Annotated in this window: 22 protein-coding genes, 2 tRNA genes and 1 riboswitch; of the genes, 19 read left to right on the top strand and 5 right to left on the bottom strand. The window is 38.5% G+C overall.

The window, feature by feature from the left end; all coding sequences use genetic code 11:
• Positions 1–110 precede the first annotated feature (110 nt).
• The 9 genes from FHS59_RS19615 (at position 111) to FHS59_RS19575 (ending at position 10,510) form a co-directional block, all read left to right on the top strand.
• Positions 111–1,259, top strand: a complete 1,149-nt coding sequence (locus tag FHS59_RS19615) for an aspartate aminotransferase family protein (RefSeq protein WP_184497266.1) — start codon at positions 111–113, stop codon at positions 1,257–1,259.
• Entirely contained in the window at positions 1,260–2,222 is a 963-nt protein-coding gene (locus tag FHS59_RS19610) for a Rossmann-fold NAD(P)-binding domain-containing protein (RefSeq protein WP_221444542.1), read from the top strand.
• Between the two features lie 27 nt (positions 2,223–2,249).
• Complete coding sequence (gene argB / locus FHS59_RS19605) at positions 2,250–3,050, top strand: acetylglutamate kinase (protein WP_184497264.1); 801 nt, start codon at positions 2,250–2,252, stop codon at positions 3,048–3,050.
• Between the two features lie 13 nt (positions 3,051–3,063).
• The gene (locus FHS59_RS19600) at positions 3,064–4,140 is read left to right on the top strand and encodes a M20 family metallo-hydrolase (RefSeq protein ID WP_184497262.1); all 1,077 of its coding nucleotides are present in this window, start codon (positions 3,064–3,066) and stop codon (positions 4,138–4,140) included.
• Between the two features lie 11 nt (positions 4,141–4,151).
• Positions 4,152–5,486: an argininosuccinate lyase gene (gene argH, locus FHS59_RS19595; protein WP_184497260.1), complete on the top strand. Its 1,335-nt coding sequence runs from the start codon at positions 4,152–4,154 to the stop codon at positions 5,484–5,486.
• A 102-nt stretch (positions 5,487–5,588) separates the two neighbouring features.
• Entirely contained in the window at positions 5,589–7,130 is a 1,542-nt protein-coding gene (locus tag FHS59_RS19590) for a SulP family inorganic anion transporter (protein ID WP_184497258.1), read from the top strand.
• The gene (locus tag FHS59_RS19585) at positions 7,127–7,771 is read left to right on the top strand and encodes a carbonic anhydrase (RefSeq protein WP_184497257.1); all 645 of its coding nucleotides are present in this window, start codon (positions 7,127–7,129) and stop codon (positions 7,769–7,771) included. The genes FHS59_RS19590 and FHS59_RS19585 overlap by 4 nt, the downstream gene beginning before the upstream one ends.
• A 95-nt stretch (positions 7,772–7,866) precedes the next feature.
• A riboswitch (SAM riboswitch) is annotated at positions 7,867–7,975 on the top strand.
• Positions 7,976–8,149: 174 nt separating this feature from the next.
• Positions 8,150–9,451, top strand: coding sequence for an O-acetylhomoserine aminocarboxypropyltransferase/cysteine synthase family protein (locus FHS59_RS19580; RefSeq protein ID WP_184497255.1), 1,302 nt, complete (start codon positions 8,150–8,152; stop codon positions 9,449–9,451).
• A gap of 6 nt (positions 9,452–9,457) precedes the next feature.
• Positions 9,458–10,510, top strand: a complete 1,053-nt coding sequence (locus FHS59_RS19575) for a homoserine O-acetyltransferase family protein (protein ID WP_184497253.1) — start codon at positions 9,458–9,460, stop codon at positions 10,508–10,510.
• 16 nt (positions 10,511–10,526) lie between these two features.
• Here FHS59_RS19575 and FHS59_RS19570 read toward each other — a convergent pair whose 3' ends face one another.
• A complete protein-coding gene (locus FHS59_RS19570; RefSeq protein ID WP_184497251.1) occupies positions 10,527–10,970 on the bottom strand; it encodes a DUF2147 domain-containing protein in 444 nt (147 codons plus the stop codon).
• 71 nt (positions 10,971–11,041) lie between these two features.
• Between FHS59_RS19570 and pdeM the strand changes: the two genes are divergently transcribed.
• From pdeM to FHS59_RS19520, 10 genes are all read left to right on the top strand, one after another.
• Positions 11,042–11,701, top strand: coding sequence for a ligase-associated DNA damage response endonuclease PdeM (gene pdeM / locus FHS59_RS19565; RefSeq protein WP_184497250.1), 660 nt, complete (start codon positions 11,042–11,044; stop codon positions 11,699–11,701).
• Positions 11,702–11,755: 54 nt separating this feature from the next.
• A complete protein-coding gene (locus FHS59_RS19560) occupies positions 11,756–12,646 on the top strand; it encodes a cell division protein FtsX (RefSeq protein ID WP_184497248.1) in 891 nt (296 codons plus the stop codon).
• A 4-nt stretch (positions 12,647–12,650) separates the two neighbouring features.
• The gene (locus FHS59_RS19555) at positions 12,651–12,860 is read left to right on the top strand and encodes a DUF3098 domain-containing protein (RefSeq protein ID WP_184497246.1); all 210 of its coding nucleotides are present in this window, start codon (positions 12,651–12,653) and stop codon (positions 12,858–12,860) included.
• A gap of 2 nt (positions 12,861–12,862) precedes the next feature.
• Positions 12,863–13,657 carry an undecaprenyl-diphosphate phosphatase gene (locus FHS59_RS19550; RefSeq protein ID WP_184497244.1) on the top strand — a complete coding sequence of 265 codons (795 nt, stop codon included), beginning with the start codon at positions 12,863–12,865 and terminating at the stop codon, positions 13,655–13,657.
• 1 nt (position 13,658) lies between these two features.
• Entirely contained in the window at positions 13,659–14,342 is a 684-nt protein-coding gene (gene truB / locus FHS59_RS19545) for a tRNA pseudouridine(55) synthase TruB (protein ID WP_184497242.1), read from the top strand.
• Between the two features lie 8 nt (positions 14,343–14,350).
• A complete protein-coding gene (locus FHS59_RS19540) occupies positions 14,351–15,274 on the top strand; it encodes a bifunctional riboflavin kinase/FAD synthetase (RefSeq protein ID WP_184497240.1) in 924 nt (307 codons plus the stop codon).
• Positions 15,275–15,286: 12 nt separating this feature from the next.
• The gene (locus tag FHS59_RS19535; protein ID WP_184497238.1) at positions 15,287–15,982 is read left to right on the top strand and encodes a CoA transferase subunit A; all 696 of its coding nucleotides are present in this window, start codon (positions 15,287–15,289) and stop codon (positions 15,980–15,982) included.
• Positions 15,983–15,993: 11 nt separating this feature from the next.
• A complete protein-coding gene (locus FHS59_RS19530; protein WP_184497236.1) occupies positions 15,994–16,653 on the top strand; it encodes a 3-oxoacid CoA-transferase subunit B in 660 nt (219 codons plus the stop codon).
• A gap of 58 nt (positions 16,654–16,711) precedes the next feature.
• Positions 16,712–17,053, top strand: coding sequence for a gliding motility protein GldC (gldC, locus tag FHS59_RS19525; protein WP_184497234.1), 342 nt, complete (start codon positions 16,712–16,714; stop codon positions 17,051–17,053).
• A 325-nt stretch (positions 17,054–17,378) separates the two neighbouring features.
• Positions 17,379–20,420 carry a TonB-dependent receptor gene (locus FHS59_RS19520; RefSeq protein WP_184497232.1) on the top strand — a complete coding sequence of 1,014 codons (3,042 nt, stop codon included), beginning with the start codon at positions 17,379–17,381 and terminating at the stop codon, positions 20,418–20,420.
• 44 nt (positions 20,421–20,464) lie between these two features.
• Here FHS59_RS19520 and FHS59_RS19515 read toward each other — a convergent pair whose 3' ends face one another.
• From FHS59_RS19515 to FHS59_RS19500, 4 genes are all read right to left on the bottom strand, one after another.
• A complete protein-coding gene (locus FHS59_RS19515; protein WP_184497229.1) occupies positions 20,465–21,328 on the bottom strand; it encodes a PIG-L deacetylase family protein in 864 nt (287 codons plus the stop codon).
• Positions 21,325–24,729 (bottom strand): HEAT repeat domain-containing protein, encoded by a 3,405-nt coding sequence (locus FHS59_RS19510; RefSeq protein ID WP_184497227.1) that lies wholly within the window; start codon positions 24,727–24,729, stop codon positions 21,325–21,327. Before FHS59_RS19510 ends, FHS59_RS19515 begins: the two co-directional genes overlap by 4 nt.
• 193 nt (positions 24,730–24,922) lie before the next feature.
• Positions 24,923–24,997 (bottom strand) — tRNA-Glu (locus tag FHS59_RS19505).
• A gap of 55 nt (positions 24,998–25,052) precedes the next feature.
• Positions 25,053–25,124, bottom strand: a tRNA-Glu gene (locus FHS59_RS19500).
• Between the last annotated feature and the right edge of the window lie 15 nt (positions 25,125–25,139).

The following is a 25,139-nucleotide window of genomic DNA, read 5'->3' as shown; positions in this document are numbered from 1 at the left end:
ATATTATTGTGTGTCTACCATTTCAGCATTCACTATTTCTCAAAACTAGGAATCAATTTACGAAGGACTAGATGATCTCGTAAATCGTATTTCGTAAATCAAATTTCGAAATGAAATTATTCGATGTTTATCCTCTGATCCCAGTTACTCCAGTAAAAGCTGAAGGAGCAAAACTTTGGGATGACCAAGGTCAAGAATATTTAGATTTATATGGTGGCCATGCCGTGATTTCTGTCGGCCACTCCCACCCACATTATGTCAAGAGAGTTCAAGATCAATTAAACCAAATCGGGTTCTATTCCAATTCAGTTCAGATTCCGATTCAGCAGTCATACGCTCAAAAACTTGGTGAATTATCGGGATATCCTGATTACAGCCTGTTTTTGTGTAATTCTGGTGCCGAAGCGAATGAGAATGCCATCAAATTGGCATCCTTTGCTACAGTAAAATCAGGGTTTATTGCTTTCTCTGGTGGTTTCCACGGCAGAACTTCTGCAGCAGTTGCTTTAACAGATAATTCAAAAATCATTGCTCCTTGTAATGCCAGAGAGGATTTCCAAATTCTTCCTTGGGGTGATTTGCAGGCAGTTGAACTTCGGGTAAAAGAAGGAAATATTGCTGGTATCATCATAGAAGGAATCCAAGGAGTTGGAGGGATTCAAGTGCCGTCTCCAGAATTTTTAACCGGTCTGGCGAATATTGCCAAGGACTTTGATGTCAAATTAATTCTAGATGAGGTACAATCAGGTTTTGGTCGTACTGGTAAATTCTTTGCTCATCAATGGGTGAAAGATATCAAGCCAGATATCATCAGCATGGCAAAAGGAATGGGAAATGGATTTCCTATTGGTGGGATTTTGATTTCTCCTGCTTTTGAGGCTAGTTATGGACTTCTAGGAACTACTTTTGGAGGCAATCATTTGGCCTGTGCGGCAGGAATGGGCGTTTTGGAAGTTATCGAGCAAGAAAACCTGATCCAGAATTCTGCTGATCTTGGTGCAAAAGTGATGGAAGAGTTAAAGAGAATTCCTGGAATCATCGATGTTCGTGGTCATGGCCTGATGATAGGCATCGATTTGGATCGTGATGCAGGACCTGTGAGATCAGAGTTGGTGAAGAAATACCATATTTTCACTGGAAGTGCAGCTTCTAAAAACACCATTAGATTGCTTCCTCCTTTAAATATCGAATGGAATCAGCTAAATTCGTTTATAATCGCCTTAAAGGAAATTTTAGCAACATCCCCTATTTTAAAGTAAATGGACTCAAGTTCCCCATTAATCCAACATTTTAGAAAGTTTGAATCGAAGGAAATTGGTCAGAAATTAATAGACCAAGCCATCAGTTATAAAGCCGATCCCAGAATCCATATTCACAAAGGAATGGGTAAAAGGGTCGGTTGTATTTTCCTCAATCCTTCCCTTCGAACTAGAGTTTCCACACAAATTGCCGCATCTAATTTAGGTGTAGAACCGATTGTCCTGAATATGGATAAAGAGGGTTGGGCATTGGAGATGAAAGAAGGTGCGATTATGAATAAAGGCACCGTTGAGCATATCAAGGACGCTGCTGGTGTTCTGGGGACTTATTTCGATCTTTTAGCGATACGAGCATTTCCATCATTGACAAACAAAGAAGAAGACATGAGTGATTTTGTCTTCAGCCAGTTTATCAAATATTCAGGAATTCCGGTAATCAGCCTTGAATCAGCTATTCGCCATCCACTTCAGAGTTTGGCAGATATGATTACGATTCAGGAGCATACCAAAGAAATCAAAAAGCCTAAAGTGGTTTTGACTTGGGGTCCACATATCAAAGCAATTCCGCACGCTGTTGCCAATAGTTTTGCAGAATGGACATTGGGAATGGAGCATGATTTGACCATCACCCACCCTGCAGGATATGAGTTGGATGAGAAATTCACCAAAGGTGCAACGATAGAATATAATCAAAGTAAAGCTCTGGAAGATGCTGATTTTGTGTATGTTAAGAATTGGTCAGGGTTTAATGATTATGGGAAAATCATTACGACTGATTCCAATTGGATGCTAACCGAAAGACATCTCTTGAAAGCACCTAATGCAAAAGTGATGCATTGTCTCCCAGTAAGAAGAAATTTGGAGTTATCGGATGAAATTCTGGATGGTTCCCGCTCTCTTGTACAAAAACAAGCTGAAAACAGGATTTATGCAGCTCAGTCTGTCATAAGCCACTTGATTTAAGCTTATTGCCTATTAAAGCCTAGACCTATGAAAATCAGTATTATCAAAATCGGTGGTAATGTCATCGACTTTCCTGAAAAATTAGACGAATTCCTGAAACTCTTTTCCAAATTTCCAGGTCATAAAATCCTTGTTCATGGAGGTGGAATTATGGCTTCTAGATTTGGAGAATCTTTAGGGGTAATGCCTGAAATGGTGGATGGAAGAAGAATCACCGATAAAGATACTTTGGACGTAGTTACCATGGTTTATGCTGGTCTGATCAATAAGCAAATTGTTGCAAAGCTTCAGGCATTAAAGGTAAACTCTATTGGGATGACAGGTGCAGATGGCAATTTGATCCGGTCCATCAAAAGACCAGTGAAAGACATCGATTATGGCTTCGTTGGAGACATTAAAGAGGTGAATACCAAACTGATAGATCACTTGTTGAAAGGAGATCTGCTTCCTGTTGTCAATGCCATCACACACGATCAAAAAGGACAATTGCTGAATACCAATGCAGATAGTATTGCATCTGCTTTGGCAACTTCTCTTGCTGCTGATCATCAGGTGAATCTTTATTTCTGCTTTAACAAAAGTGGTGTTTTGATTGATGAAAAAAATGAAAATTCAATTATTCCTTTGATCAATGAGGATATTTATCAGGAGCTTAAGAAAGAAAATGTAATTCATTCTGGAATGATTCCTAAGCTTGATAATGCCTTTGAAGCATTGATGAAAGGAGTAAATCACGTTTGGATTGGCAAGGCAGAAAATCTATTGCTGGCAACAAAAGGCAAATTGTCCGGAACAACGATTGAGAGACACCGATACGATCTATATTGATTGAATTAAAGAGATGGAGATCGATCAACTATATCAGGATGCTGTTCAGCTTTTAAAAAAGTTGATTTCAACACCTTCTTTTTCGATAGAAGAAAATACTACTGCTGAAATTATAGCATCATTTTTTGAGGAAAGAGGTATTCCATTTGAAAGATCTGGAAATAATATCTGGGCATTTTCAAAGAATTATGATCCTTCTTTACCCACTATTTGGCTGAATAGCCATCATGATACTGTAAAACCAAATGCTGGTTATACTCTTGACCCATTTACTCCAATTGAAAGAGAGGGGAAATTATTTGGCTTGGGAAGCAATGATGCCGGTGGTCCTTTGGTTAGCTTAATAGCTACATTTTGTCACTTTTATTCTCAGGAGCTTCCATTTAATCTCATTATGATTGCTTCTGCAGAGGAGGAAATTTCAGGTCCAAATGGGATTGCTTCTGTTATTTCAAAGATTCCTGCTTGTGAGCTAGCGATAGTAGGCGAACCCACACTGATGGATCTTGCTGTGGCCGAAAAAGGTTTAATGGTAATCGATGCAAAGTCTTATGGGAAAGCTGGCCATGCTGCACGAGAGGAAGGTGTGAATGCCCTTTATCTAGCTTTAGATGACTTGGTAAAAGTGAGGGATTTTTCTTTTAAGAGAGAATCTGAGTTTTTAGGAAAGACCAAAGTTTCCGCCACGGTAATTCAGGCTGGAAAGCAACATAATGTAGTTCCAGATGTTTGTGAATTCACGCTTGATGTACGAGTTACTGATTCGTATTCTTTAGAAGAAGCATTAGAAGAGTTAAAGTCCTCGTTAAAATCCGAATTGACTCCTAGATCGATGAGATTGCAATCTTCTCATGTTCCCAAAGGGCATTTGATTTTGGAAGTTGCAAAGGAATTGAAGTTAAAAACTTACGGTAGCCCTACCCTTTCTGATCAGGCTTTGATTCCATATCCATCGGTAAAAATAGGCCCTGGGGACTCTGCAAGGTCTCATACGGCTGATGAATTTATTTATTTGAACGAAATTCAAGAAGGGATTTCTGGCTATATCCAATTGCTGGAAACCTATAAAAAATTAGTAAAAAGCGCTTAGTAAACGATCTTATGAAACTTTGGCAAAAAGAAACTGGAAACAAGAAAGAGGTTGAAAACTTCACTATTGGTCGAGATCCGGAATTTGATATAATTCTGGCACCGTTCGATGTTTTAGGTTCTATGGCGCATGCACATATGCTTGCCAAAATGGGATTATTGACCAAGGAGGATAATGAAACTCTTCAGAAAGGGTTGAAAGAAATTTACTTTGAAATAGAAAAAGGACAGTTTCAGATTGCTCCAGGAGTTGAGGATGTACATTCTCAAGTTGAGTTTTTGTTGACAGAACGATATGGTGAAGTTGGTAAGAAGCTTCACAGTGGAAGAAGTAGAAATGACCAGGTTTTAGTGGATCTTAAACTGTATTACAGAGCTGCAATCCGAGAGTTGGTAGAAGAAGCTTCTACCCTATTTCAATTGCTTTTGGAACTATCCGAAAAGCACAAAAAAGACTTGATGCCAGGATACACACATACGCAATTGGCGATGCCTTCTTCCTTTGGTTTATGGTTTGGCTCTTTTGCCGAAAGCATCAGTGAAGATATGGGGCTTTTACAAGCTGCATTTGATTTAGCAAATAAAAACCCATTGGGTTCAGCAGCAGGTTACGGCTCGAGTTTCCCGTTAGATAGAACATATACGACCGAATTATTAGGCTTTGCTGATTTACATCACAATGTAATCAACGCTCAAAACAGCCGAGGAAAAGCAGAAAGAACCATTGCATTTGCTTTGGCAGGAATGGCAGGAACTCTGAATAAACTCGCAAGCGACGTTTGTTTGTTTATGAATCAGCATTTTGGATTTATTTCGTTTCCTGATGACTTGACAACTGGTAGCAGCATTATGCCGCACAAGAAAAACCCCGATGTTTTTGAATTGATGCGTGCAAAAACAAACCAGATTCAATCTGTTCCGAATTCTATCAGCCTAATTCTTACAAATACCACAACAGGTTATCATAGAGATTTGCAATTGCTGAAAGAGGAAATTTTCCCTGCGATTGAAACCATGAAAGACTGTCTTTCGATGTGCACCTTTATGCTCAAATCTATAAAGGTCAAAAAGGACATTCTTCAGGATTCATTTTTCAAGCATGTATTTTCTGTTGAAGTGGTAAATGAGTTGGTTTTGAAAGGACTTCCATTTAGAGATGCCTACAAAAAAGTGGGATTGGATATTGAATCAGACAATTTTGCTCCAGATCAAAGCGTCATAAACCATACCCATGAAGGAAGTATCGGAAATTTATGTTTGGCCGAGATTCAGGAGAAAATGGAAAAAGCCGTCATAGGATTCAATTTTGATAAGATTGATGGGGCGTTTTCCGCTCTTTTAAGATAAAATTTCATTAAAAGAGAAGAACTTAAAATTTTTAAGGCATAAAATGATATTTTAGAGAACAGTATTCCGTACACAACTTTTACAGTTTTCTAATATTTATTTATGACCAACCTATTTGGTGAGAATCTCAAATACGATTTAAAATCCAGTCTTGTGGTTTTTTTAGTGGCATTGCCATTATGCCTCGGGATTGCCATTGCCAGTGGAGCCCCTCCTATGTCCGGATTAATTGCTGGAATTGTAGGAGGTATAGTTGTTGGCGCATTTTCTGGTTCACATGTCAGTGTCAGCGGTCCAGCAGCAGGGCTTACAGTTGTCGTATTGGATTCTATTTCCTCCTTGGGCACATTTGAGCTTTTTTTAGCATGCGTAGTTGTAGCTGGTCTTATTCAATTTGGTTTGGGACTACTCAAAGCTGGAGTATTAGGCTACTATTTTCCTCATTCTGTGATCAAAGGAATGCTGACAGCCATTGGGTTGATTTTGATACTAAAACAGATTCCACATGCTTTAGGCTACGACAAAGATACCATGGGAGATGTAGCTTTTCAGCAAGCCGATTCTCAAAACACTTTTAGTGAAATTTGGAATGCTATTCTAAATTTCAGTCCTGGAGCAATTCCTATTGTCCTTATTGCGCTTGGTTTCATTTTACTTTTTGAGAAGCCGAAAATTAAAAATCATAGGATTTTTGGTTTGGTGCCTGGAGCACTTTTGGCGGTTGTTAGTGGTATTATTATTAATCAGATGTATGGATTATGGATTCCATCGTGGCAATTAAATGGAGATCATTTGGTATCAATTCCAGTTGTAGATCAAATTTCTGATCTAAAAGGATTAATTACATTTCCTGAATTTGGACTTATTATGACTTCTGAATTTTGGATCATTGCTGTCACCATTGCGGTTATAGCAAGCATTGAAACATTACTATGTTTGGATGCAGGAGATAAAATGGATCCATTTAAAAGAATTTCCCCATCATCTAAGGAGTTAATGGCTCAAGGGATTGGTAATACTGTTTCAGGATTAATTGGAGGACTTCCTATTACAGCGGTTATAGTTAGGACTTCCGCTAATATTAATTCGGGAGCCCGAACCAAATTATCAGCAATTCTGCATGGAATATTACTTTTGGTTTTAGTGGTTGGAATAGCGAATATTTTGAATTTAATTCCTTTGAGCTGCCTTGCAGCAGTTCTTTTTGTGGTAGGATATAAATTAGCCAAGCCCAGTTTATTTATTAATGAATACCAAAAAGGTTGGAACCAGTTTATTCCATTTCTTGCAACTGTGCTAGCTATCCTTTTTACAGACTTATTAATAGGTATTGGCATTGGTATGGTGATTGGAATTTTCTTTGTCATTCGAACCAATTATCAAAAGGCTGTTTTGGTTACAGAAATGGGAGGAAATTATTTAGTTAAGCTTCAAAAAGATGTTTCTTTTTTAAATAAAGCGCCATTAATGAAAGAGTTAGCAGAAATACCTTCGGGAAGTACAGTAATACTCAATGCTTTAAAAGTGCGATTTATAGATCATGATATTAGAGAGGTATTAAATGATTTTATAGAATCCGCTGATGAAAAAAATATAACTATAATATTAGAAGGGTTTAATTATAACTTAAAAAGAGTTTTATGAATGCATACGAAAGACTTCAGCTTCAAAATAAAGCTTGGTCAGAAGAGAAGACCGAAATTGATAAGGATTATTTTTTAAGATTAGCTAAGCAACAGAGCCCTAAGTTTTTGTGGATAGGCTGTTCTGATAGTCGTGTGCCTGCCAATGAAATAACTGGGACTGATCCTGGAGAAATTTTTGTTCATCGAAACATCGCCAATATGGTCGTTCATACAGATTTAAACATGTTGAGTGTTCTTCAATATGCAGTAGAAGTGTTGAAGGTGGAGCATATCATTGTTTGTGGTCATTATGGTTGTGGTGGTGTAGTAGCAGCCTTGAGCAATAACAATTTTGGTTTGATCAATAAATGGCTGAGAAATATCAAAGAGGTTTATAAAATGTATAAATCGGAGATAGATGAGCTCGAAGATCTAGAGGCAAAATCAAATCGATTGGTTGAGTTGAATGTCATTGAGCAATGTCAAGACTTAATCAAAACCTCTATTATCCAAAAAGCTTGGAATAGCAGAAACGCACCACATATCTATGGTTGGGTTTATGGTCTTGATAATGGTTTGGTTTCAGAATTGGTGAAAATTGAGCCTGATTTTGAAAATATCAATCCGATTTTCCGATACGATAGAGATCAATTGATATAAAGTCTCTAAAAAATTAAGACTGAATTTGGGTAATCCCTTTGAAAATCCAAATTCGGTCTTTTTATTTGCATCGTCCTTCACTTTTTAAGTGCTAGGATTTATAAAGAAGAGGCGAGAGACAGGCTCATAGACCCTCTGGCAACCTGGAAAGTCCAAGGTGCCAATTCCTGCCAATTGAGATGGTCTCAATTGGAACTATAAATTCTTTGCAGCATGTACTCTGGATTTAATTCAAAAACCTTTACCTCTTTCTTCTTAAACGACACTAGAATGCTGTGCCACATGGTACGGGGTTGGTTTTTTATGCCTGTATTATTTCAAACGATATCTTTTTTGGGTTCCGAACCCTCCCATTTTCAACAATAAACACGAATAGCTATGTCTAATTTACATTTTGAAACTCTCCAGCTGCATGCTGGTCAAGAACCTGATTCCGCAACCAATTCACGCGCGGTACCAATCTACCAAACCACTTCTTATGTCTTCAATAGTGCGGAGCATGGAGCTAATTTATTTGGGCTAAAAGAATTTGGAAACATCTACACAAGGATCATGAATCCTACCACCGATGTTTTTGAAAAAAGAATGGCAGCATTGGAAGGTGGTGTCGCAGCTGTTGCAACCGCTTCTGGCCAGGCAGCTCAGTTTTTGGCTTTGAATAACATTCTTAGTGAAGGAGATAATTTCGTTTCCACTTCATTTTTATACGGAGGTACTTACAATCAATTCAAAGTAGCTTTCAAAAGAATAGGAATTGAAGCAAGGTTTGCCAAAGGCAATGATGCTTCCTCTTTCGAAAGTCTGATTGATGGGAAAACCAAGGCGATTTACTTAGAGACTATCGGAAACCCAGAATTTAATATTCCTGATTTTGAGTCGATTTCTGCTTTGGCCAAAAAACATGACATTCCATTGGTGGTAGATAATACATTTGGTGCAGGGGGATATTTATTTCAGCCAATTGCACATGGGGCAAATATCGTCACTTCTTCTGCTACAAAGTGGATTGGAGGTCATGGAACGTCAATTGGTGGAATTATTATCGATGCAGGTAATTTCAATTGGGGTAATGGAAAATACCCTCAATTCTCAGAGCCTTCAGAAGGATATCATGGATTAAACTTCTGGGAAGTTTTTGGAGACAATAATCCTCTTGGCTTACCAAATATCGCCTTTGCAATCAGAGCACGTGTAGAAGGATTAAGGGATTTTGGCCCAGCCATTTCTCCATTCAACTCATTCCTTTTATTGCAGGGATTAGAGACACTTTCTCTTCGAGTTCAAAGAACTGTTGACAATGCTTTGGAAGTAGCAAAATGGCTAGAAGCACATCCAAAAGTTCAAAAAGTGAATTATCCAGGCCTCACTAGTTCTCCATATCATTCACTTGCCAAAAAATATCTACGAAATGGCTTTGGTGGTGTGTTGAGTTTTGAAATCAAAGGCGAAAAAGAAGACGCTTCAAAGTTTATCAATAGCCTGGAATTAGTATCCCATTTGGCAAATGTCGGTGATGCAAAAACTTTGATAATCCAACCATCTGCTACAACTCACCAGCAATTATCCGATGAGGAGCAATTGGCAGCGGGGGTAACTCCTACTCTATTAAGAATTTCTATTGGAATCGAGCATATAGACGATATCAAAGCTGATTTACAACAAGCGTTTGAAAAATTATAAGTATCAATGAATTTAAAAAGTCAATTCGCAACGATTACCATGTCCCAGGAATTGTTCCATTCGAGTACCCCTTTAGAATTAGAATCAGGTGAAGTCTTGACAGAATTTGATTTGACCTATACCACCTATGGGCAGATTAATGATGAGGGCTCGAATGTAATTTGGGTGATTCATGCACTGACAGGAGATTCAAATGCATCTGACTGGTGGAATGGATTGATTGGAGAAGATAAATTCTTTGACCCTTCCAGGCATTTTATCATCTGTGCCAATTTATTGGGCTCCTGTTATGGATCTACAAATCCCTTGAGTGTCGATCCAAAAACCGGTCAGCTTTTCTATTATGAGTTTCCTGAGTTGACAACTCGAGATCTGGCCAATAGCTTGGAAAGGCTGCGGGAATCGTTGGGAATTGACAAAATACATACCTTGATTGGTGGTTCTCTTGGAGGACAAGTTGGCTTGGAATGGGCTTATTTGCTTGGAAAAAGGTTGTCAAATGCGGTGATTTTAGCGTCAACAGCGAAAAGTAGCCCTTGGGTAATCGGGTTTAATGAAGCTCAAAGAATGGCGATAGAATCAGATCAAACCTGGGGAGAAAAAGATCCCAATGCAGGCATTAAAGGCCTGGAAGCTGCCCGGGCAATGGCCATGTTGAGTTACCGCCATCCCATAGACTTCCAGAAAAAACAATCTGATTTCGATGAAAAATTAGATGGATTTAGAGCTGCTTCTTATATCCGCTATCAGGGAAATAAAATCACTAAAAGGTTTAATGCGCTCTCCTATTGGATATTAAGTAAGACCATGGATAGCCATGATTTAGGTAGAAAAAGAGGTGGTGTTGAGAAAGCTTTAAAAGAAATTTCTGCTAGAGTTTTGGCAATTGGAGTTAATTCTGATTTATTGTTTCTTCCAGAGGAATCAAGGTTTATCAGTCAGCACGCTCAAAAAGGAACTTATAAAGAAATCAATTCTACTGCAGGACACGATGCGTTTTTGATTGAGTTTGAGCAACTCTCCTACTTCCTTCAATCATTTTATCTAGAAAATAAATAAAGCGGGTTTATCCCGCTTATTTTTTGACTTTTGTCCATTCTACTGTTTTGCCTATCCAGGAGAAACCTAAGTATCCTTTTACTTCTAATTTCTCTTGTCCTTTGAGTTTCAATTCACAGGAATAGGTTTTTCCGGAGTTCGGGTCATAAATCTTTCCCCCTTTCCAAACTCCGTTTTGGTAAGTAAGTCCTTCCAGAATAGTAAGCCCCATGACTGGTCTATTTCTTAATTTTTCATTTTCATTTGCTTTGTCTAATACCGGGGCCCCATCTTTGTTGGGATTGTCCAACCAGATAATTTTACCTAAAAGCTCTTCACCAGAATTCATGATTTCTATTTGAGCTGTTTTCTCGGTATTGAACCAAGTCCCAAAAACGAGGGAATCAGATTGTGCTTGAACTGTATTAGATGCCACTAAAAATACAATTAAGGAAATTGAAGCAAAATGTCGGATTTTCATTATTATCTCCTTTTTATTGATGGATTATCCAATAGTTTTAAAATTTATTAAAATAATTATAAGAATAATACATGGAAGTACCAATTTCTCAAATAATCTTTCAGCAAACATTGCTTGTGTTACTAAAAGAAAAGGCCGTTTGGGTTCCCTCTTTACAATCAATCTTTATCGCTGATCTTCATTTTGGGAAAGCTGCCCATTTCAGGAAATCCGGAATACCTATCCCTGAACCCATTCACCAAGTAGATCTATTAAATCTGGATTATTTAATAACCAATTACAGTCCACAAAATGTTTATTTTTTGGGAGACCTTTTTCACAGTGATTGGAATGGGCAATGGAATGTTTTAAATGAGTTTCTTTCAACATTTACGGATGTTACCTTTCACCTGGTTTTGGGTAACCATGATATTTTACCTCCATTACATTACAAGGAAGCTGTTTTTCAAATTCATAAAAGTCCAATAGAAATTGGAAATCTTATTTTATCTCATGAACCATTAGAGGAAATAGCAGAAGATCGGATTAATTTATGCGGTCATATTCATCCGGGCATAAGACTTGTGGGGAAAGCCAGACAGTCGATCAGGCTATCCTGTTTTCATTATAAACCCAATCAATTGATTTTGCCAGCTTTTGGAAGATTTACAGGCTTGGCTTTGGTGAAACCAAAATCAACTGATCAGGTCTTTGGGATCACAAATGAAAAAGTGATTCCAATCCTTTCCTGAATTAGATTGGTTATAATAGATGGGCTGATTATTTTTGACCTGAAAAATTATTTTATGGCAAACCAACCTAGGAAGAAAAAAATACTTGGCCACTTCAAATTTGGAAGTGTTTTATTCAGTACTACCCTTTCCCTTTTTATAGTTGGACTATTTGGAGTGATTTTGATTCAAGCCAAATCTCTTACCAGCATGATCCGTGAAAATATCGAAGTTCAGGTGTTTTTGGACAAGAACCTGGAAGAATCCGAAATTGCCAGTATCAAAGAAAATTTACAGAGCAGGCCATTTATCCTTCAGAAGAATGATACTACAGGTTTACGCTTTATTTCGGATGAAGAAGCTGCAGCTACCTTTATAGAGAGTACGGGTGAGGATTTTACAAAATTCCTCGAAGACAATCCTTTAAGAGATAGTTTCGTTTTGACTATAGCCGAAGAGTTTCAGACTTCTGAGCAGATTGACGCGATTGTGAAGGAATTGCAAGCAATTGATGGGATTTTCGAAGTTTCTTACATGACAGATTTGGTAGATTCCATCAATAAAAACCTGTTAAAGGTCAGCTTGGTTTTGGGAGGATTTATTCTGATTCTGATCATTACAGTGATCATGTTGATCAATAATACCATTCGGTTGGCCTTGTTTTCTCAGCGATTTCTGATCAGATCCATGCAGTTGGTTGGTGCTACGAGGGCATTTATCAGAAAGCCTTTCTTGATGAGAGCTTGGTTCTTCGGAATGCTTGCTGGAGCAATTGCTTCGGTTACTTTGTTTGCCTTGGTAAAATATACCCAAGCAAATATTGAAGGTTTTGGCCTTTTGCATAATGAACAAATGCTCTTCATGCTATTCGCCGTATTGGTAGGTGTAGGTGGAGTTTTATCTGCATTGAGCACTTTGAGAGCAGTAAATAAGTACTTAAACATGTCCTTGGACGAATTATATTAAATACATGAGCAAATCACATTTTCCATTCTCTAAAAAAAATTATCAGCTCATGGCCATTGGCTTCGCGTTGATCGTGGTAGGATTCATTATCATTAGCTTAGAAAGCGCACCTCATGGAGATGGGTTTCTCGGTTTGACTTTAGGTCCTATTATCACCTTATCAGGATTTATTTTTGAGTTTTACGCAATTTTTGCCAAAACCGAGAAAAACTAACAATGGAGATTATTGATGCGATTATCCTTGGAATTATTCAAGGATTGACGGAGTTTTTGCCGGTTTCGTCAAGTGGTCATTTGGAATTGGGAAAAGCAATTCTAGGTGAAAGTAAAATGCCTGCTGAAGGCCTTATGTTTACCGTAGTAGTTCATTTTGCCACAGCTTTGAGTACGATCTTAGTTTTTCGAAAAGACGTTGCAGAAATTCTGAGTGGCTTATTTAAGTTTAAATGGAATGAAGAAACTCAGTTTGCTGTGAAAATCTTTATTTCCATGATCCCAGCCGGTATTGTGGGACTTGCTTTTGAGAAACAACTAGAACAGTTTTTTGGAGGTAGTGCAGTATTTGTAGGCTTTATGTTGATTTTGACTGCCTTACTTCTATTCCTAGCGGATAAAGCAAAAAACACCAATCAACCTGTTACTTTTTTCAAAGCTTTTCAAATTGGTATTGCACAGGCTATTGCTATTCTACCTGGGATTTCCAGATCAGGAGCAACAATTTCAGCATCTGTAATCTTGGGAGTAGATAAATCCAAAGCTGCTCGATTTTCTTTCTTGATGGTTGTCCCATTGATTTTGGGAAAAATCGCCAAAGATATTTTGGATGGAGGACTTTCTTTAGAAACTGAGGGGTTTGGCTATTTATCAGCTGGATTTCTTGCCGCTTTTATCTCAGGAATTTTAGCTTGTACCTGGATGGTGCAATTGGTTAGAAAGAGCAAACTCAGCTATTTCTCTATCTATTGCTTGATTGTGGGTATCATCGCTATCGTATGCGGTTTATATTTGTAACATGCAGGATCAACCATACGGAGAAGTCTTCTTAATCAATAAACCTTTAGAGTGGACCTCTTTTGATGTCGTAAAAAAGGTAAGAAATGCTCTTAAAATCAAAAAAGTAGGCCATGCTGGGACTTTAGATCCCTTGGCCACCGGACTGCTGATTGTCTGTGCTGGAAAAATGACCAAGCAGATTGATGGTTTTATGGGGCAGGAAAAAGAGTACACAGGAACGTTTGTTCTTGGAGCTACCACCGAATCTTTTGATTTGGAAAAACCGGTGGTTCCTGTTGATGATCCCTCCCATTTAACACTTAAGGATGTTCAAGCTGCTGTAGCCGAATTGACAGGAGATATCCAACAGATTCCACCGATGCATTCTGCTATCAAGGTAGATGGTAAGCGGGTTTATGAGTCAGCCAGAAAGGGTATCGACGTCAAAATGGAGCCTAGGTCTGTTCAGGTTCGTGAGTTTGAAATTACAAGATTTGAAAATAACGAAGTGGATTTCAGGATTTCCTGTTCCAAAGGCACCTATATCAGAAGTTTAGCAAGGGACCTTGGAGAAAAGCTGAAAGTCGGAGCATATATGAGTGCCTTGTGTAGGACTAGAATTGGAGATTTTCTTCTTTCTGATGCTAAAGAATTAGATAACTTAATTGTTGAAATCAAAGCGAGGCATCAAACCGAGCAATAAATGATATTATGAGAATCTACGAAGGACTAAGTGATATTCCTCAGATAATCAATCCAGTGGTCACCAGTGGAACCTTTGATGGAGTGCATTTAGGACATCAAAAGATTTTAAAGAGAATCCGAGAAATCGCTCGTGGAATCCAAGGAGAGACGGTTTTGATTACTTTTTGGCCGCATCCTAGATTGGTATTATATCCAGAAGAGCACCAGCTTAGACTATTGTCCACTTTCGAAGAAAAGACCAAACTCCTTAGATCTTTTGGAATTGATCATTTGATAACTATACCCTTTACCAAAGAATTTTCGCAGTTATCCTCCAGAGAATTTATAGAAAAGGTTTTGGTGGAAAAGGTAAAGCCAAGTAAGCTGGTCATTGGTTACGATCACCGATTTGGTAAAAATAGAGAAGGTAGTTTTGAATATTTACAGGAGCATCATTCTGAATTCGGATTCGAGTTAGAGGAGATTTCCCGGCAGGATGTAGATGAAATCGGAGTTTCCAGCACCAAAATAAGAACTGCTTTAGAAACAGGTCATGTGAAAACGGCAACAGATTATTTGGGAAGACCTTACGAACTGAATGGTCTAGTAATCAAAGGGCAACAAATTGGCCGTTCTATCGGATTCCCAACTGCCAACATCCATATTCCAAATGATTATAAACTCATCCCGATGGATGGCGTTTATGCTGTAGAGGCCTCTGTAAATGGTTCTTTATTCAAGGCTATGCTGAATATTGGGAACCGTCCAACTGTCGGTGGAACCAAGAAAACTGTGGAAGCACATTTGTTTGATTTCCAAGGGGATCTTTATGACAAGCAGATCACGATCTATTTGAAGGAATTCCTGCGAGAGGAAAGAAAATTTGAAAACTTGGAAGAGTTGAAAAATCAGCTGGCAATAGATCAAAAGATGGCCAAGACTTTACTTTAAACCCAAAATAATATGATCAACAAAACGGTAAAAGATGCCCATGAAGCTGTGGCGGATATTCCTACCGGAGCTTTTTTGATGATGGGAGGATTTGGACTTTCGGGGATTCCCGAAAATTGCATCTCTGCTCTACTCCAACGTGATATCAAAGATTTAACCATAGTTTCCAACAACGCCGGAGTAGATGATTTCGGAATAGGATTACTTCTGAAAAAACGGATGGTGAAGAAGATGATCTCGAGTTATGTGGGTGAAAACGCTGAGTTCGAGAGACAATTGCTTCAAGGGGAATTGGAAGTGGAGCTAATTCCGCAAGGAACATTGGCAGAAAGAGTTCGTGCTGGTGGAGCTGGAATCCCTGCTTTTTTTACCCCGGCTGGTGTGGGAACAGAAGTCGCTGAAGGCAAGGAAATCCGTGAATTTGATGGAAAGCAATATTTAATGGAAACTGGCCTGAAAGCTGATTTCTCAATAATTAAAGCTTGGAAAGGAGATACTGCAGGGAATTTGATTTTCAAAGGAACGGCAAGAAACTTTAATCCAATCATGGCTGCTGCTGGCAAAATTTGCATTGCTGAAGTGGAAGAACTGGTAGAAATAGGTGAATTGGACCCCAATCAAATTCATACACCTGGAATTTACGTACAGCGTATTTTCGAAGGAAGAAATTACGAGAAGAGAATTGAACAAAGAACTGTTTCTAACTAAACCCAATAGCCATGTTAAGCAAAAATCAAATCGCTCAACGGATCGCCAAAGAGGTGAAAAATGGGCAGTATATCAATCTTGGAATTGGGATCCCTACCCTAGTTGCTAACTACATTCCTGATTCTTTGGAAGTGGTTTTACAATCAGAAAATGGTCTTCTCGGTATTGGTCCTTTTCCAAAAGAAGAGGATGTTGACCCGGATTTAATTAATGCTGGAAAGCAGACGATCACCATGCTAAAAGGCTCAGTATTATTTAATTCCGCTGAGTCATTTGCTATGATCAGAGGAGGGCATGTACACCTGACGATTCTAGGCGCAATGGAAGTATCAGAAAATGGTGACATTGCCAACTGGAAAATTCCGGGAAAAATGGTGAAAGGAATGGGTGGAGCCATGGATTTGGTGGCTTCTGCTGAGAATATCATTGTGGCTATGCAGCATTGCTCCAAAAGTGGGGAATCAAAACTATTAACAGAATGCACTTTGCCAATAACAGGAGTAAGATGTGTCAAAAAAATTGTCAGTGACCTGGCTGTACTTGAAGTATCTCCTTCTGGTGGTTTTATTCTAAAAGAAAGAGCCCCAGGTGTCAGTGTTGAGGAAATAAAGGAGAAAACCTCAGGAAAATTAATCATTGAAGGAGAAGTTCCTGAAATGGTTTTTGATTAAATAACAAACAATTGAACTTGCCAGGGAATCTCGTGGTTTACCTGAAAAATTATTACGAATGAAAAAGTCAGACATTAAATTTCAAATAGAATTAGACGAGAAAAGTCTTCCGAAAGCAATCACTTGGGATGCGTCAGATAAAGAAGGTGAAGGTCTTGAATCCACTAAAAGTATCAGTCTAAACATTTGGGATAACCTGAATCAAAGTACCCTTAGAATTGATCTTTGGACAGAAGATATGTCGGTGGTAGAGATGAAAAGATTCTATATCGATATCCTAGGCGGAATGGGACAGACTATTTTGAACAGCACAGGTGATGAATACATGTCTGAAGAAATAAAAGATCTTTGTGACAGGTTAGTAAGGCATGTCAATGAAGAAAATGGAAAAATCCAATAACTATTATTTAAACACTATTAAAAAGCTCATGATTTCATGAGCTTTTTTTTGCTTGATCTATATCAATAAAAAAAAACTCTTTTTTTTGAATTTTTAAAAAAATCAACTTTAACTCATTTGATCATTAACTATCTATAATATTTTTTCAAATTTTCGCTAGAAATAGGTTTAGTTTCCATTTTAGCCACATTTTCACTTTTCAACTAGTCAATTAAAAAGTTACTCAAATCAATTATTTATTCGCTAATTAGAATAAATTTCGGCTATTAAATAAGCGTAATCACCTTATTTGATTCCCTTAATCACAACAATAAACTCATCTATTATGATCAATTCTACTCATGCTAAAATGCGGGTAGTGTTTCTGCTGTTCTTTCTAGTTTCCATCTGTTCGGCCAGAGTTTTGGCCCAAACAGTAGTTTCTGGAACAATCACAGATACAGATACCAAAGAGACTTTAGTCGGTGTCAACATTCTGGTAAAAGGAAAAGTAATTGGAACAATTTCCGACTTGTCAGGTAAGTATAATCTAAGCGTTCAACAAGAACCTCCATTTGTGTTGGTATTCTCAATGGTTGGCTACAATACCCAGGAAGTTGAAATTACCGGAGGAATCAGCAATCTGGATATCCAAATGTCCGAAACAACTATTCTAGGACAAGAAGTAGTAGTATCTGCATCAAGAGTTGAAGAAAGTGTTCTTCAGTCTCCTGTCTCAGTAGAAAAGCTCGATATTATAGCCATCCGGGATGCGCCACAGGCCAATTTTTATGATGCATTGAATAATATGAAAGGTGTAGAAATGAGCACCCAATCATTGACTTTCAAATCATTTAACACAAGAGGTTTTAATGCTAACGGTAACGTGAGAACGGTCCAGTTGATTGATGGAATGGATAATCAGGCTCCTGGTTTAAATTTCTCAGTAGGTAACATCGTTGGGATTTCTGAACTTGATCTGGAAAGCGTTGAATTGCTTCCGGGTGCATCTTCCGCGCTTTACGGACCAAATGCTATCAACGGTATTTTATTAATGAATTCCAAGAGTCCTTTCTTATATCAAGGCCTTTCTGCAAACGTGAAGACAGGTATCATGGATGAGGGAAATAGATCGAACCCAACTACTGGGTTCTACAATTTCAGTGCACGCTACGCAAAAGCAATAAGTGATAAGTTTGCTTTCAAAGTAAACTTCGAATACCTAAAAGCTGATGATTGGCAAGCAAATGATTTCAGAGATCAATCTCTTTTAAATGGCTCGACCATTGAAACAGGAACTAGTCAGAATAACCCTGCTTATAATGGAGTCAACATCTATGGAGATGAGACCAATGTAAATATGCTTTCTGTAGCTCAATCTATGGTGGATGCTGGTGCTTTACCTTCTGCTGCGCTTCAATTAATTCCAAATACGGCTGTTTCAAGAACTGGATACATGGAGAGAGATTTGGCTGATTACGGGACCAAATCAATCAAAATGAATGCAGCACTTCATTATAGAATTAATGACCGCGTAGAAGCTGTCCTTCAGGGAAATTTAGGATTTGGTACTTCTGTGTATACAGGAGCAGACCGCTATTCTCTAAAGAACTTTAATATGGGACAGTATAAGGCAGAGTTAAGAGGTTCAAATTGGTACTTGAGAGCTTATACCACTCAGGAAAGATCAGGTGATGCATATGCAGTGGGAACGGCAGCACAAGGGATCAATGAAGCTTGGAAAGCAAGTACACAATGGTTCCCAGAATATGTAGGTGCCTATGCTCAGGCAATTCAAGGTGGACTACCAGCAGATCAAGCGCATCAAGCAGCAAGGGCTTTTGCCGATCAAGGTCGATATATGCCTGGAACTTCTGAATTTAACAATGCATTAGCGGATGTTACATCTAGACCAATTCCTGGAAACCAAAATGGTGTGGGTGCAAAATTTGTCGATAGTAGTAACCTGTATCATTTTGAAGGTTCTTACAATTTTGCTGATCATATCAAATTCGCTGAGTTTGTAATGGGAGCGAATTACAGGATATATGACCTTAATTCAAATGGAACCATCTTCGCTTTGGATGAAAATGGTGATGAATTCAAAATCAACGAATACGGTGGTTATATCCAAGGTTCTAAAAAACTATTCAATGATCACTTCAAATTGACTGCTTCTGCACGTTATGATAAGAATGAGAATTTTGCAGGTCAGTGGTCACCAAGAGTATCTGGTGTTTATACTATAGGTGATCATAACTTTAGAGCTTCTTACCAGACAGGTTTCCGTATTCCTACCAATCAAGATCAATACATTGATCTAAACACTCCTCAGGCGAGATTAATTGGTGGATTGCCTCTCTTTGCAGATCGATATAATCTAAATGCAAACCCAGGTTATACACTGGCAAATGTTACAAATTATGGTGGTGCTGTTCTAGCAGATACTCAACCAAATTCTCCAGTTTATCAGCAAAGTATTCAACAGGCAACTCAAATTGCAATTCAGCAAGCTACAGAATTCGTAACTGGACAAGTTCAAGCTGGTATTATTCCTCCAAATGAAGCTCCTGCCGCAATTGCTGCTTTGGCTCCAACTTTGGTTCCTGGAATTGCTGCTCAATTGGTACCAGTGAATGCTGCTGGCGCAAATACCAACTTATTACAACCTTACGAGATCAAAGAATTCAAACCTGAAAGAGTAAAATCTTTTGAAGTTGGATACAAAGGACTTTGGGGCAATAAACTTTTGGTTGATGCCTACGCTTATTTCAATCGATTTGAAAATTTCAACGGTAGCCAAGTTTTGGTTCAAGATGCAACTGATGCTGGATTGGCAGGACCTAATCCAATTACAGGTTTGAATTTGATCGGAGCAATTGCTGGAGCAAGAAATATCTATTCAATGCCTGTCAATAGAACTGAGATTATTAAATCTTGGGGATGGGCAGCAAGTTTAGACTACAAATTGCCTAAAGGCTATGCGATCGGTGGTAATGTTTCTTATAACACATTGTCCAATCTCGACGAATTAGCTGAAACTGGATTCCAGCCAAGCTTCAATACACCTGAATACAGATATGTATTGAATTTTGCGAACAGAGAAGTTGTCGATAACCTAGGATTTGCTTTAGCCTACAGATGGCAAGGAGAATTTGTTTGGCAATCATCTTTTGTGTCCCCTGCAGTTTCTACGCAGCAACTTTCTAAAATGCCAGCCTTTGGAACTTTCGATGCACAAATAAGCTATAAATTGAAAAGCATCAAGTCTATTTTGAAAGTTGGTGGATCCAATTTGTTTAGCAAAGGATACAGACAAGCTTGGGGTAACCCAACTGTTGGTACCATGTATTTTGTCAGCCTGACATTTGACGAGTTCTTGAATTAATAACTCTTCTTTCATGAAATAGCCCTTTTGAGTTTTCAAAAGGGCTATTTTTTTGCTTTGACCTCATGAAAATATTCTCGATCAAAAATCCTGGAATAGATTAATGGAGGGATTTTATCATGATAAGGCAAAAGGTCTTTTAGCGTTTTGCTTTGTGATTCATGTCCTTCAATAACTTCTAGAACCTTTTCGAAATAAGATTGGGTAGAAATTGAAAAATCAGGTTTAGGTAATCCTTTAGAAAGATCATTTGGATAGTTCTCCTGAAAACCTTTTGAAATCTTAAGAGCAAGGTTAATTTGTTTTGGAGAGAGTGTTACCTGAAAAAGCCTCTTTGGAGAAAAAGAAGGTTCCCCTACTCTTTTTAAAAACAGCTCTTCAAGAACGAAACCTGTTAGCTGATGGTCCGGGTGTCCATAAAGTCCTACTTTGGAATCATAACTTATCAAAACCTCCGGCTTGAATTCATCGATGATTTCAGAGGCAATTTTTTTTAATGAGTCTATGCCTATTTTTAGTAACGCGCCATCAGGATAATTAAGGAGCTCTAAATGAGAAGCCCCAATGATTTTAGAAGCATGTTCCATTTCCAATGTTCTGATTTCTGCGAGTATTTCTCTGGAAATTTTCCCTCCAGTATCTGCTGCTTCTCCCCTACTCAAACAAACCAAAATTACTGAATGACCTTGATCGACCATTTTCATTAAAGTTCCAGCTACCGTAACTTCATCATCAGGATGTGGGAAAAATGCCAGAATTGTTTTTTTCTCATTAGACTTTAAAAGAAATTCTTTTTGGGGAATGTCAGAATTATGTAGGATTGACCTTCCAATTAGAACCAATGAGAAAGGGATCACCACTGTAGTGATGATCCCAATCCATAAAATCCATTTCAGGTATTTTCTCATTCCCATTCTTTCGTCAGGGTACTTAGGAAGCTGACTAAGTCTCGAATTTCTCTCTTACTTAGAATCTGCTTCATATCAGGCATACTTGAAGGAGAATTTTTCCTTTCTGCAATGTCACTGTTCAAAATCAAAGTTTCAGGTTTTGAAGCCTCTTTGATTACTATTCCATTGTCTTTTTCTTCGATCAAGGTACCACTTACCGAGTCACCATTTTTCAATGTAAGCTGAACAAATCCATAACCAGGAGCAAGTCGCTTGCTTGGTTCAATCAAAGCCTCTAATAACTGTGTTCTAGAAATTCTATTAGCAACTCCATTCAAATGTGGTCCAGCAGTACCACCCATGTCGTCATAGCCATGGCAACGGATACATTGGGCTGTTTGATTCTGGAAAAATATAAATCTACCAGCTCTAACACTTCCGCCTTCAAGAGCTCCGCTATATAAAGCGACCAAGTCACCATTGGTTCGTTCTTGCTGGATTTGATCATATTTTGTTTTTAAATCTTCTGATCCTGTTTCTTCAATTGCTTCTTCCAGCTCAATCATTACCTCATTCGGTAATTTATTTGCTTTTAAGTCAGCAAGTAATGTGTTCCAAAGCTCAAGATTTGCTGAATTTGGAAGATTTCCCAGACTCAAAAGAGCGGCTTGTCTTTCCTCAATGGTTCTGTTTTGTATCACGTCCTGAAGAAGATTTACCATTAATTCTTCCGAAATATCTGTTTTGGTCAACAAGTCAAGACCAACAACTCTCACAGCCTTTGATTTATCATTCATGGCAATCTCAATTGGTCCTGATATGTTTTCAGGGACGATTTTAGAAAGTGCTAAAATTGCCTCAACTCGTACTGGATCCACTCGATCAGATTTTAGCAATGCTAATAATTTTGGCTCAGCTTCTTTTATTTTCAATTTTCCGATCGCTTTCTCTGCAGCAATTTTGACAGTTTCGTTTTGATCAGATAAGGAATTAATCAAAGTTGTAGCAGCAGCAGCTTGGATTGGAGCAAGCTCTCTTTCAACTGCTCCTCTATTTCTACCATCTACTCTATCTAAAACTGAAGGTTTTGCCCATGTTCCGATAGTGGCAATAGCTTCTGCTTTTAATACAGGAGAAATTCCTGGTTTAGAAATGTAAGTTTTCAGGTTTTCTAAAGCCTTTGGAGTCCCAACTCTTAGATTAGCTCCAATAGCTCTTCTGATCAAAGCCTCATTTTGAAACTTAGTAGTTACCAAAAGATCGCCTAAAGCAGGAAGTGCTGGCTCAATAGAGAAATCATCATTGATAGCTCTAGCAACTTCCGTTACGATGTATTCATCAGAATCTCCAAGGAAAGCTGTAATTCCCGGTTCAGCCATTCTTCTCAAAGCCAGCACAGCGCCTAATCTTACCGCAGGAGAAGGATTTGAAGCCAAAGCAATCAAAGGCTCCTTTTTATTGATCCGAGCCAAAGCAAGGCTTGCTGCATGGCGCAAATAAGCATCTTTATCATTATTGGCTTCTAGAACTGAAATGAGTCCATTTATGGCAGGTTCGTAAGCTATTCTTCCTATTGCCTCTGAAGCAAAGAATTGAACACGAATTTCTGGATCTGTCAAAAGTGGCATCAAGGACTCACCTGCCTTGGCATATTTAATATCTCCAAGCCATTTAGCTGCTTGTGCACGAATCTCTGGATCTGTGTCTTGAAGCAATGGAATTAAGGCATCTGCATATTTCTGGTCTTCCATTCTGGCTAATTGACTGATTCCTACAATTGCATGGATTCTTGCCAGCTGGTTGGATTTTTGGACAATTGCAGATTGGAAAACTTTAAAACCATCTTCTCCTCTTTTTGCTAATTCAAATTGAGCTTTTCGACGGATTCTCATATCCTCATCACTCAAATAACCGCTCAAAGCTTCATCGGTAAGGGTTTTGAAATCAGTCTTCATTACTTGGGCAGTGATCTTTCTTGCTTCCCAATTTTGACCTCCTTCATCATCCAATTTCCAAACCCTACCATAATTCTTAGTATTCCAACCCTGAATCCAGTCTGCAAAATACAAGGATCCATCAGGTCCAAAATCTAATCCTGTTGCCAAAACACCTCCCATTACTTTTTCAGTATGGGACATTTTGAAAGTAGCTCCGTCTGGTTCTAATTTAAATGCATGAATTCCGGATGAAGTAGGATTTCCAACAAATGAAGCCACAAAGAATGTATTCTTCCACTTTTCAGCAAGAGCAGTTCCTGGGTTGAAAACCATTCCAGTTGGTCCATTGATGTAATTTTGAATTGGAGGAGTGATATAAGCAGCCTGACCTTCATGTCTTGGCAGATATAGTTTCTCATCCATCCATACTTTATAAGTATTGTTTTCTGGATCTCTGTATTTTCCAAACTGCCAGTTAGTTCTCCAACCAGTATCGGAACCATTCACCAGATATACTAATCTCTCGCTTTCCCCACCGTGGTCTCCATCGTTGTCCACGGAAATTAAATTGTTGTACTGATCAAAAGTAAATTCATGGGTATTTCTAACGCCCATTGCAAAAATCTCAAAATCACTTCCATCTGGATTTGCCCGTGCAATCACCCCTCTATTTGGATACTTCCATTCTGTTCCATCAGGACCTTTGCCATTAAAACCGATATCTCCGATTCCCCAATAAATTCTTCCATCAGGTCCTAGTTCTAATCCAGACATACCATGGCCACCAAAACCAATATGGATGCCATAGCCATGGGAAATAGATTCTTTTTCATCCATGATCCCATCACCATTGGTATCAGTAAGCCTCCAAACATCCGGGCCAACACCGATAAAGAGGTTGTCTTCCAGTTTTAATAATGCTCCGGCCACATCGGTAGTCACATCATTAAAATCATTGACCATCATCTGAGAATAATCAGCGAACCCATCTCCATCCTTGTCCTCAAGTCTGTAGAGTTCCTCTCTTTCCACTGTCAAATCTCTCCAATCATGTGACCCGTCACCATTAACATCTGCAAGCCAGGTGTTTTTATCTGACATTTCTGGAGAAAGCGTTTTCTGTAAAAATGAGCGCTTCTCATCAATGGTTTGCAGACTGATAGATTCAATCTCCCAATCTTGATGTCCTCTGATATCAAATTCGGAATTCTTCTGTCTGTTTGTTCGTGTGTAATACAAGCTTCCATCATCTGTTACCTGAATGGAAATCGGGTCATAAACCAAAGAGTCCACAGCCCAGAGAGATAATTTTAATCCATCGGCTAAAGTGGGGCTTATTTGACTTTCGGCGGCTTGTGCCATAGCAGAGATTTCCTCTTTGCTAAGATTTTTTTCTCTTAAATCAACAGGTTCTTGTTTGCTACATGAAAAAGCAAAAGGAATTGCTGCTGCCAAGAGATATTTGGCGTAGGTTTTTTTCATCTTGGGTTGAGGCATTTATTTAAATACTAATTGATCAAAAATAGGGAATTTCAATCAGTGATTTTTGCCATTAAAAAAATGATAGGGCTAAAAACAAAAATCCCGATCAAGGATCGGGATTTTGTTCACTTTAACCACTAACAACCATAAAACAAAAATAATTTAGACCAAGCGGTGATTGAGCTTTGGGTCTTGGTAGTCCGTACGGGAATCGAACCCGTGTTTCATCCGTGAAAGGGATGCGTCCTAACCCCTAGACGAACGGACCATGGGGTTAAATTATTTCAATATAAATAGCTAACTAACTGAATTTAAGCTATTTGTAGTCCGTACGGGAATCGAACCCGTGTTTCATCCGTGAAAGGGATGCGTCCTAACCCCTAGACGAACGGACCATTTAAAACGTTTGA

The sequence above is a fragment of the Algoriphagus iocasae genome (assembly GCF_014206875.1).
Lineage (GTDB): Bacteria > Bacteroidota > Bacteroidia > Cytophagales > Cyclobacteriaceae > Algoriphagus > Algoriphagus iocasae.
The sequence above is the reverse complement of the archived record's forward strand: the minus strand, read 5'-3'. Positions and strand labels throughout refer to the sequence as shown.

What these genes read in the sequence shown, in the direction of transcription:
- argH (WP_184497260.1), top strand. Translation starts at nt 4,152, where the DNA reads ATGAAACTTTGGCAAAAAGAAACTGGAAACAAGAAAGAGGTTGAAAAC.
- FHS59_RS19590 (WP_184497258.1), top strand. Translation starts at nt 5,589, where the DNA reads ATGACCAACCTATTTGGTGAGAATCTCAAATACGATTTAAAATCCAGT.
- FHS59_RS19580 (WP_184497255.1), top strand. Translation starts at nt 8,150, where the DNA reads ATGTCTAATTTACATTTTGAAACTCTCCAGCTGCATGCTGGTCAAGAA.
- argB (WP_184497264.1), top strand. Translation starts at nt 2,250, where the DNA reads ATGAAAATCAGTATTATCAAAATCGGTGGTAATGTCATCGACTTTCCT.
- FHS59_RS19550 (WP_184497244.1), top strand. Translation starts at nt 12,863, where the DNA reads ATGGAGATTATTGATGCGATTATCCTTGGAATTATTCAAGGATTGACG.
- FHS59_RS19575 (WP_184497253.1), top strand. Translation starts at nt 9,458, where the DNA reads ATGAATTTAAAAAGTCAATTCGCAACGATTACCATGTCCCAGGAATTG.
- FHS59_RS19520 (WP_184497232.1), top strand. Translation starts at nt 17,379, where the DNA reads ATGATCAATTCTACTCATGCTAAAATGCGGGTAGTGTTTCTGCTGTTC.
- FHS59_RS19535 (WP_184497238.1), top strand. Translation starts at nt 15,287, where the DNA reads ATGATCAACAAAACGGTAAAAGATGCCCATGAAGCTGTGGCGGATATT.
- FHS59_RS19540 (WP_184497240.1), top strand. Translation starts at nt 14,351, where the DNA reads ATGAGAATCTACGAAGGACTAAGTGATATTCCTCAGATAATCAATCCA.
- FHS59_RS19600 (WP_184497262.1), top strand. Translation starts at nt 3,064, where the DNA reads ATGGAGATCGATCAACTATATCAGGATGCTGTTCAGCTTTTAAAAAAG.
- FHS59_RS19510 (WP_184497227.1), bottom strand. Translation starts at nt 24,729, where the DNA reads ATGAAAAAAACCTACGCCAAATATCTCTTGGCAGCAGCAATTCCTTTT.
- FHS59_RS19530 (WP_184497236.1), top strand. Translation starts at nt 15,994, where the DNA reads ATGTTAAGCAAAAATCAAATCGCTCAACGGATCGCCAAAGAGGTGAAA.
- FHS59_RS19610 (WP_221444542.1), top strand. Translation starts at nt 1,260, where the DNA reads ATGGACTCAAGTTCCCCATTAATCCAACATTTTAGAAAGTTTGAATCG.
- FHS59_RS19555 (WP_184497246.1), top strand. Translation starts at nt 12,651, where the DNA reads ATGAGCAAATCACATTTTCCATTCTCTAAAAAAAATTATCAGCTCATG.
- FHS59_RS19570 (WP_184497251.1), bottom strand. Translation starts at nt 10,970, where the DNA reads ATGAAAATCCGACATTTTGCTTCAATTTCCTTAATTGTATTTTTAGTG.
- FHS59_RS19615 (WP_184497266.1), top strand. Translation starts at nt 111, where the DNA reads ATGAAATTATTCGATGTTTATCCTCTGATCCCAGTTACTCCAGTAAAA.
- gldC (WP_184497234.1), top strand. Translation starts at nt 16,712, where the DNA reads ATGAAAAAGTCAGACATTAAATTTCAAATAGAATTAGACGAGAAAAGT.
- pdeM (WP_184497250.1), top strand. Translation starts at nt 11,042, where the DNA reads ATGGAAGTACCAATTTCTCAAATAATCTTTCAGCAAACATTGCTTGTG.
- FHS59_RS19585 (WP_184497257.1), top strand. Translation starts at nt 7,127, where the DNA reads ATGAATGCATACGAAAGACTTCAGCTTCAAAATAAAGCTTGGTCAGAA.
- truB (WP_184497242.1), top strand. Translation starts at nt 13,659, where the DNA reads ATGCAGGATCAACCATACGGAGAAGTCTTCTTAATCAATAAACCTTTA.
- FHS59_RS19515 (WP_184497229.1), bottom strand. Translation starts at nt 21,328, where the DNA reads ATGAGAAAATACCTGAAATGGATTTTATGGATTGGGATCATCACTACA.
- FHS59_RS19560 (WP_184497248.1), top strand. Translation starts at nt 11,756, where the DNA reads ATGGCAAACCAACCTAGGAAGAAAAAAATACTTGGCCACTTCAAATTT.